This is a genomic window from Roseovarius halophilus (ex Wu et al. 2025) (assembly GCF_047086965.1).
The window spans coordinates 1-8,496 of record NZ_JBKOTX010000212.1; the positions used below are offsets into that span (position 1 = coordinate 1).

The 8,496-nt window shown below is 66.9% G+C and carries 9 protein-coding genes; 1 reads left to right on the forward strand and 8 read right to left on the reverse strand.

From position 1 onward, the window contains the following. Positions 1 to 32 precede the first annotated feature (32 nt). The 8 genes from pgi to ACH107_RS27025 form a co-directional block, all read right to left on the reverse strand. Entirely contained in the window at positions 33 to 1,631 is a 1,599-nt protein-coding gene (gene pgi / locus ACH107_RS26990) for a glucose-6-phosphate isomerase (RefSeq protein WP_412508757.1), read from the reverse strand. 3 nt (positions 1,632 to 1,634) lie between these two features. Beyond that, a complete protein-coding gene (pgl, locus tag ACH107_RS26995) occupies positions 1,635 to 2,309 on the reverse strand; it encodes a 6-phosphogluconolactonase (RefSeq protein WP_412508758.1) in 675 nt (224 codons plus the stop codon). Between the two features lie 4 nt (positions 2,310 to 2,313). Beyond that, positions 2,314 to 3,768 carry a glucose-6-phosphate dehydrogenase gene (gene zwf, locus ACH107_RS27000; RefSeq protein WP_412508760.1) on the reverse strand — a complete coding sequence of 485 codons (1,455 nt, stop codon included), beginning with the start codon at positions 3,766 to 3,768 and terminating at the stop codon, positions 2,314 to 2,316. A gap of 227 nt (positions 3,769 to 3,995) precedes the next feature. Next, positions 3,996 to 4,478, reverse strand: coding sequence for a bacterioferritin (bfr, locus tag ACH107_RS27005; protein ID WP_310692012.1), 483 nt, complete (start codon positions 4,476 to 4,478; stop codon positions 3,996 to 3,998). 63 nt (positions 4,479 to 4,541) lie between these two features. Next, positions 4,542 to 4,808, reverse strand: a complete 267-nt coding sequence (locus tag ACH107_RS27010) for a bacterioferritin-associated ferredoxin (RefSeq protein ID WP_412508761.1) — start codon at positions 4,806 to 4,808, stop codon at positions 4,542 to 4,544. Between the two features lie 99 nt (positions 4,809 to 4,907). Further along, positions 4,908 to 5,492 carry an HNH endonuclease gene (locus ACH107_RS27015; RefSeq protein ID WP_310692010.1) on the reverse strand — a complete coding sequence of 195 codons (585 nt, stop codon included), beginning with the start codon at positions 5,490 to 5,492 and terminating at the stop codon, positions 4,908 to 4,910. 206 nt (positions 5,493 to 5,698) lie between these two features. Then, positions 5,699 to 6,367: an alpha/beta hydrolase gene (locus tag ACH107_RS27020; protein ID WP_310692009.1), complete on the reverse strand. Its 669-nt coding sequence runs from the start codon at positions 6,365 to 6,367 to the stop codon at positions 5,699 to 5,701. Continuing rightward, positions 6,364 to 6,996: a DNA-3-methyladenine glycosylase family protein gene (locus ACH107_RS27025; RefSeq protein ID WP_412508763.1), complete on the reverse strand. Its 633-nt coding sequence runs from the start codon at positions 6,994 to 6,996 to the stop codon at positions 6,364 to 6,366. The genes ACH107_RS27020 and ACH107_RS27025 overlap by 4 nt, the downstream gene beginning before the upstream one ends. Before the next feature lie 69 nt (positions 6,997 to 7,065). Between ACH107_RS27025 and ACH107_RS27030 the strand changes: the two genes are divergently transcribed. Further along, on the forward strand, positions 7,066 to 8,313 hold the full coding sequence (locus ACH107_RS27030; protein ID WP_412508764.1) for an MFS transporter: 1,248 nt from the start codon (positions 7,066 to 7,068) through the stop codon (positions 8,311 to 8,313). Positions 8,314 to 8,496: the final 183 nt, after the last annotated feature.

Genomic DNA, 8,496 nt, shown 5'->3' on the forward strand with positions numbered 1-8,496 from the left:
GGGCGCGGCCGGCCGACCGGCCGCCCGCCCGGCTACAGCCCGTTGCGCCGCAGGAAGTCCACGAGACCGGCGGTCGACCCGTCCTTGCCGGCCGCATCGCCGCCTTCGACGATGGGTTGTAGCGCCGTGGCCAGGTCCTTGCCCAGTTCCACCCCCCATTGATCGTAGGAGTTGATGCCCAGCACCGCGCCCTCGACGAAGACCCGATGTTCGTAAAGCGCGATGATCTGGCCCAGCACCTCGGGGGTCAGCCGGGGATAGGCCAGCGTGGTCGAGGGGCGGTTGCCGGGAAACACCCGGTGCCTGGCCTGCCGTTCCAGTTCGGCGCCCTCGAAACTGTCCGCCACCTTGGCACGCGCCTCCTCCAGGTTCCGGCCCCGCATCAGGGCCTCGGACTGGGCCAGGCAATTGGCCACCAGAAGTTGGTGCTGATGGTGCAGCTCGTCCTCATGGCCCTGCGCGGCCACGAGAAATTCGCAGGGCACCACCCGCGTGCCCTGGTGGATCAACTGGTAGAAGGCGTGTTGGCCATTGGTGCCGGGCGCGCCCCAGACGACCGGGCCGCTGTCGGCCGCCAGATCGGCGCCGTCCATGCTGACACCCTTGCCGTTACTCTCCATTTCGAGTTGCTGAAGATAGGCCGGCAACCGTGCCAGCCGGTCGTCGTAGGGCAGCACCGCGCGGGTCGCATGGCCCAGCACCTGGTTGTGCCACAGCCCCACCAGGGCCAGCATCGCCGGCATGTTCTCGGGCCAATCGGCGGTGACGAAATGCCGGTCCATCGCCTGCCCCCCGCGCAGGAAGGCGCGGAAGGCCGCAGGCCCCACGGCGATCATCAGCGACAGCCCGATCGGCCCCCAGACGGAATAGCGCCCGCCGACCCAGTCGGCAAAGCCGAAGACCCGCGCCGGATTGATGCCGAAATCGCCGGTCTTGTCCTGCGCGGTGCTGAGCGCGGCGAACTGCGCAGCCGGATCGGCCACCGCCTCGCCCATCCAGGCCTTGGCGGTGCGGGCGTTGGTCATGGTCTCGATCGTGGTGAAGGTCTTGGAGGCGACGATCACCAGCGTGGTTTCCGGGTCGCAGGCGCGCAGGGCGTCGGCGATATCGGCCGGGTCCACGTTCGACACGAAGTGACAGCGCGGCCCGTCGTGATAGGGGGCCAGCGCCTGCACCGCCATGGCCGGGCCGAGGTCCGAGCCGCCGATGCCGATATTGATCACGTCGGTGATCCGTCCGCCCTGCCCGGCAAAGCTGCCGTCGCGCACAGCCTGGGCGAAATCCTCCATCCGTGCCAGGGTCTCCAGCACACCGGGCATGATGTCATAGCCCTCGATCAGGACCGGCCCGCCGTCGAGGTTGCGCAGCGCGGTATGCAGCACGGCGCGGCCCTCGGTTTCGTTGATGGTCTGGCCGTTGAACATCTCGTCGCGCTTGACGGCCACCTCGGCCCGGTCCAGCAGGTCGATCAGCAGCCCCCGCCCCGCGGCGTCGATATTGGTCTTGGCGTAGTCGAAGAGCATACCGCCCAGACGGATCGAGAAATCCCCGACTCGGTCCCGCGCCTCCAAGAGGCTGTCGATACGGCGATCGGCCACTTTTTCGGCATGGCGTTTCAGGTCGTCAAACATCCTTCAGCTTTCCGCCCAGTGCACCGTGGCCCCCGGCAGGACCGCCGCGATCGGCGCCTCCTCGGGGGACAGGCTGCGGGCTTTTTCCAGGGCTTCGCGTTTCTCGTGGCCGGTGATGACCACATGGCAGGTCATGGCGTCCTTAAGGACCCGGGCCGAGAGCGTGACGCGCGGTTCGGGCGCGCCCGGCGCGCGCATGGCATAGAGAACCTCGTCCCCCTGAAGCGCCGCCTGCAACTGATCGGCCCCGGGAAAGAGCGAGGCCGTGTGCATGTCCGCCCCCATGCCCAGCAGGCAGACCGACAGCGGCAGGCACGCGGCCACGCCCTGCGCCAGCTCGTCCAGCTTGTCCTCGGGGGCCGCAGCCTCGGCATGGAGCGGCACATGGGTGGCGGCGGCGGCCTTGTCGATCAGCAGCCTGTCGCGCAGCAGCCGCGTGTTGGACCGCGGGCTTGTGTCGGGCACCCAGCGTTCATCTGTCAGCATGACGTTGACCCGCGCCCAGTCGATCCGCCCGGCCCCGCAGAGCGCATCGAAGACCGGCCCCGGCGTGGTGCCGCCTGGCACCGCCAGCGAGGCCCTGTCGTTCTGGAACAGCACGTTCTCCAGATCGCCCGCGATCCGGTTGGCGAGGTTCATCATCATCATCTCGGAGTCGGGATATTCCTTGAGCTCCATAAGACTACTCCTTGATTTCACGCCATTTCCGGCCATCGCGGTGCAGCAGCATCAGCGCATCCTCAGGCCCGGATGTCCCCTGCTCGTAGAGCTTGGGCACGTCGTTGCGCGCCGCCCAGCCCTCGATGATCGGGTCGGTCCAGGCCCAGGCGGCCTCGACCTCGTCGCCGCGCATGAACAGCGTCTGGTTACCCCGGATCACGTCCATGATCAGCCGTTCATAGGCATCCGGCACCCCCTCGGCCTCGGGCCCCAGCGCCTCGGCGAAGGTCATGTCCAGCGGCACGTCGACCAGGCGCATGCCGCCCGGCCCGGGTTCCTTGATCGTCACCTGCAGCTTGATGCCTTCATTGGGCTGAAGCTGGATCGACAGGATGTTGCGGTGGCGCGCCTCGTCGCCGGGAAAGATGGAGTGCCCCAGGTCCTTGAAGACCACGGCGATCTCGGAGGAGCGCGCCTTGAGCTTCTTTCCGGTGCGCATGTAGAAGGGCACCCCGGCCCAGCGCCAGTTGTTGATATGCGCCTTGAGCGCCACGAAGCTCTCGGTGTGGCTGCGCGGGTCCTCGGCATCGGCCCGATAGCCGGGGCTGTCCTTGCCAGCGTCATATTGCCCGCGCACGATATGGTGATAATCGACCGGCTGAAGCGCGCGGATCACCTTGAGCTTTTCGTCGCGCACCGCGTCGGCGTCGAACATGCTCGGCGGCTCCATGGCGATCAGGCACAGAAGCTGCATCAGGTGGTTCTGCACCATATCTCGCATCGCGCCGGACTTGTCGTAATAGGCGCCGCGGCCTTCGACGCCCACGGTCTCGGCCACGGTGATCTGGATGTGATCGACGTAGTGATTGTTCCACAGCGGTTCGAACAGCACATTGCCGAAACGAACGGCCATCAGGTTCTGGACGGTTTCCTTGCCCAGGTAATGGTCGATCCGGTAGATCTGGTCCTCGTTGAAATGCCGCGCCAACGTGGCATTGAGCGCGCGCGCCGTCTCCAGATCGCGGCCGAAGGGTTTCTCGACCACCACCCGGCTGCTGGCATCGGCAATGCCGTAGGTCAGCAGCCTCTCGGCCAGGTCGCCGAACAGCCCCGGCCCCACCGAGAAGTAGAAGGCCTTGATCACGCCTTGGCGCAGGAGGTCATGCAGGGCCTGCCAGCCGCCATCGCCGCGGGCATCCACAGGCACGTAGTGCAGGCGGGTCAGGAACCGCTCGACCGCCTCATGGTCGCGGGACTCGGGGCCGCCGAACTCGGCGATGGCCTCGCGGATCATCTGGCGATACCCTTCGGTATCGGTATCCGAGCGGGCCGCGCCGATGATCCGGGCCGCGTCGGGCACCTGTCCGGACATGCAGCGCCGGTAGAGGCCCGGCAGGATCTTGCGCCGGGCAAGATCACCCGTGCCGCCGAAAATCACGAGGTCGAAATCATCGACCGGGATGACGCGCGAAACCATGGGCTCTCCTTCATGTTCTGCGGCGGGCAGGTTGTGCAGCGCAACGGGGTTAGCGCTAACGCCAATTTCCTACCCCCATGCCGCCGGGAAGTCCAGCGCGGGCCGTGTGATGCGAGCTTGTTTCCGGTACCGGCAAAACACAACCCCATGACCGGGCCCCCAACGAAAATCGGCGGCCGGGCGCGTGCCTCGGCCGCCGATGCAGGCGCCGGAACGGGGCGCCGCGGTTACGCCTCGTCCATCTTGACGGCGTTGACCTGCATGTAGCCGGCCTCGCCCAGGCGGTCATAGAGGTCGATCTGGGTTTCAAGGAAGTCGATATGCCCCTCTTCGTCGGCCATCAGTTCCTCGAAGAGCTTCATGGTCACGTAGTCGCCCACGGTATTGCAGTGCTCGCGCGCCTCTTTGTAGAGGGCGCGCGCCTCGTGCTCGGCGGCCAGGTCGCAGTCCAGCGTCTCGCGCGGGGTCTGGCCGATACGCAGCGGGTCCAGCTTTTGCAGGTTGGGGTGGCCGCCCAGAAAGATGATCCGATCCACCAGCTTGTCGGCGTGGTGCATCTCCTCGATGCTTTCCTCGCGGCTTTTGGCGGCCATGTGCGACACGCCCCAGTCTTCCTGCAGGCGGTAGTGCAGCCAGTATTGGCTGATCGCTGTCAACTCGCTGCGCAGCGCGCGGTTAAGGTATTCAATGACTTTTTCGTCGCCCGTCATGGCCTGATCCTTTCATTCTGGTCTACCCACAACCTAACGACCTAAAGACCGACAGGAAAGATCCTAGCCTTTGACGGCGGTTTCCTCGGCGGCTTCGCCATCCTCATTGGATGCACGCAGACCCGTCAGTTCGACGGGCACCTCCAGCGCGGGGCTGCGCCGCATGGTGTCTAGGAACAGCGGCATGCAGCCACCGCAATCTGCGGCCTTGCCGAGGGCGCGATACACCTTGCCCGGCGTGATCAGCGTCTCGGGGTCCGAGCGCCGCATCCAGTCGATCGCCGCGTGGATGTCCTTCTGCGTGATGTTCTGACACTGGCAGACGATCATGCCCGCCCCCTTTTCCCGACTCTTACACTCAAGATATCGCCACAACCGCGTGGCGCAAGGAAAAATCGTTGCCCGGTGACATGCTGTCGCATGGCGGGCTCAGGCCTCAAGTTCGCTGTCCCAATAGAGGAAGTCGAGCCAGGTCTCGTGCAGATGGCCGGGCGGGAAGCGGCGGCCCATGTTGCGCAGTTCCTCGGCACCGGGGCGCCGGGGGGCCTTGCGCAGGGACAGCCCCGAGCGGCGCAACGACTTGCTGCCCTTCCTGAGGTTGCATCTCGAACAGGCGGCGACGACGTTTTCCCAGCTTGTCACGCCGCCCGCGGCGCGCGGCACCACATGGTCAAAGGTCAGATCGCCCTTGGCGCCGCAGTACTGACAGCAGAACTCGTCCCTCAGAAACAGGTTGAAGCGCGTGAAGGCCACGCGCTTTTGCGGTTTGACGTAATCCTTGAGAACGACCACCGACGGGATCCGGATCCGCATCGAGGGGCTGCGGGCCACCTCGTCGTATTCCGCGATGATATCCACCCGGTCCAGAAAGGCCGCCTTGACCGCGTCCTGCCAGGGCCAGAGCGAGAGCGGATAATAAGACAACGGCCGGTAATCGGCGTTGAGCACCAGCGCCGGATGCTGCTTCAGTGCCGCCGGCTCCCTGACAAATTCGCTTCTGAAATCGCCGTCCATGGGTGACTCCGTCCTCGCCCTGTCTGCCCCTTTTGTCTGGCACCAGAGCGGGAGCCCCGCTCCTGCCGTATCCTGACTATATATGGTCATCCTTGCCAGGCAAGTCCCATATGTGGTCACGATCATGCCCTGTCTGGTAGGGCGATTCCGTAACGGTAGGGTGACAAGGGCGCGCGACCAGGGCGAGTGGACGCGGGTCAGCGCCCTCAGGCATAGCCAAGCCGATCGCGCATGAAGGCCAGCGCCACCGACAGCCCGTCATTGGCGATGCCGTGGCCGGTGCCCTTCTGGATATGGGCATAGACGTCCTGCCATCCTGCCGCCTCGAGCGCCTCGGCCGCCTCGGGCATGGATTGCACCGGCACCACATCGTCCTGATCGCCATGCACCAGCAGGACCGGCGGGCGCACCACGACCTCGTCTGCCAGCAGTTCGGGCTCCAGCAGGCGCCCCGAGAAGGCGCAGAGGCCCGCCACCGCATCCTCGCGGCGGGGCAAAACGTGCAGGGCCAGCATCGTGCCCTGGGAAAAGCCGAAGACCAGCACCTGTTCGGGCATCAGGTCCTCGTCGACCATCAACCCGTCGAGAAAGGCGTCCAGGTCGGCGGCGGCCCGCGCCATGCCAGCCTTGGCCTCTTCCTCGGACGCACCGTCGATCCAGGGGATCGGGAACCATTGATAGCCCATCGGCGCCCCGGCGCAGGCCTCGGGGGCATCCGGGGCGAAGAAGGCCGTGTCGGGCAGATGTTCGCCCAGCGGTTCGGCCAAGCCCAGCAGATCCTGCCCGTTGGCGCCATAGCCATGCAGAAAGACCACCGCCGAGCGCATTTCGCCTGATGCTGGTGCCACCCGCCCCGCTTGCAATACCCGTGTCATGCGATGCCCTCTCTGTCCTTCTCCACCCGGTAGTAGGCCCAGAGCAGCCGCGCCGCAACCGCCCGCCAGGGCGACCAGGCCTCGGCCATGCGCCGCAGCTGCGCCTCTGTGGGCCGCTCGGGCAAGTCGTAAAGCGCCCGAGTCGATTCCTGCAGCGCCAGGTCCCCGGCGGCAAGGATATCCGCGCGGCCCAGGCTGAAGGTGGCGTAGATCTCGGCTGTCCAGCGGCCGATGCCGGGCACCGCGACAAGGGTCGCGATCACTTGCTCATCACTCATGGCGCGCAGGCCATCATAGTCGATTCCCGCCGCGGCCAGCGCCCGGGCGTAGCGCTGTTTGGGGCGTGACAGGCCGACAGCGCGCAGGTCGTCGTCCGTTGCCGACAGGATGGCCTCGGGCGCTGCCAGCCCCGCGGCCTCGACCCGGCCCCAGATGGCCTGCGCGCTGGCCACGCTGACCTGCTGGCTGACGATGGCCGCGGAAAGCTGCGCGAACCCTTCCGGTTTGCGGCGCAGCGGCAGCGCACCGGTTTGCCGATACGCCGCCGCCATCCGCGGACAGCGGGCCGAGAGCGCGGCCATCCCCTCTTCGACGCGGGCGGGGCCGTCGATGATGCGGCCCACATTCATGCCATTTTTCTCATACGTGCGACCATTCCGGTGCTGGACCTCGGGGCGTGGCGGGGCTAATCGGACCACATGACCGATATCGCCGCCCAGAACCCGAACGTGAACGACGTCGCCGCCCGGCGCAACGTGATCGTGCTGATCCTCGCCCAGGCCATCCTTGGCGCGCAGATGCCGATGATCTTTGCCGTGGGCGGGCTGGCGGGGCAGATGCTCGCGCCGAATCCCTGCCTTGCGACGCTGCCGATCTCGCTGATCGTCTTCGGGTCCATGACCACGGCGCCCTGGATTTCGCCGCTGATGCAGGCGCGCGGGCGGCGCTTCGGCTTCCTGATCGGCGCCATCGCGGGGGCAACGGGCGCCCTGGTCGCGGCCTGGGGCCTGTGGACCTCGCAGTTCTGGCTGATGCTGGTGGGCTCTTACATGACGGGCATCTACATGTCCGCGCAGGGGTTCTACCGTTTTGCCGCAAGCGACCGCGCCTCGGATGCCTTCCGGCCCAAGGCGATTTCCTACGTCATGGCCGGCGGGCTGCTGGCCGCGATCATCGGCCCCCAGTTCAACAAGCTGGTCATGGATGCCAGCTTGGTGCCCTTCGTGGGCAGCTATCTTGCCGTGGCCGCGCTCAACCTGGGTGGCATGGCCGTGTTCTTCTGGCTGGACCTGTCCAAGGGCACCCGCGCCACCGGCCCCGAGAAACTGACCGGCCCGCCACCGCGCAGCCGCCGCGCCCTGCTCACCGACCCGCATATCCTGGTGGCGATCATCGTCGGCATGGTCGCCTATGCGCTGATGAACCTGGTGATGACCTCGACGCCGCTGGCGGTGGTCGGCTGCGGCTATTCCGAGGCCCGGGCCAATGACATCGTCTCGGCCCATGTTTTGGCCATGTATGTGCCCAGCTTCTTCACCGGCCACCTGATCGCGCGCTTCGGGGTGCGCTCGATCATGGCGCTGGGGCTACTGATTCTGGCCGGCGCCGGGGGCGTGGCCCTGATCGGCGTGAACCTTGAGCATTTCTTCGTCGCGCTGGTCCTGCTGGGCGTGGGATGGAACTTCGGCTTCATCGGGGCCACCACGTTGCTGGCCGCCTCGCACGGGCCGCAGGATCGCGGCATGGTCCAAGGCCTCAACGACACCATCGTCTTCGGCTGCGTGACGCTGGCCTCGCTGGCCTCGGGCGGGTTGATGAACTGCTCGGGCGGCACGGCCGAGGCCGGCTGGACGGCGGTGAACCTGGCCATGGCGCCCTTCCTGGCACTGGCGGGCGGCGCGCTGATCTGGCTGTGGCTGCGGCCGCAGGACGCCCGGACGGCCTGAGCCGGTCAGGCCCAGCGCATGAGGCGCAGCTTCTTGCGGAACGGGATGAGCGCGACGCGGCCCTCGGCCACCCGCCCCGGATCGGCGGCGATCTGCCGCAGCAGCACAGGCACGTCTGACGACCCGCCGCTGTCGAAGATGTCCAGCAGGGACGTGCCGCTTGTGACCCTCGACTGCGCCTCG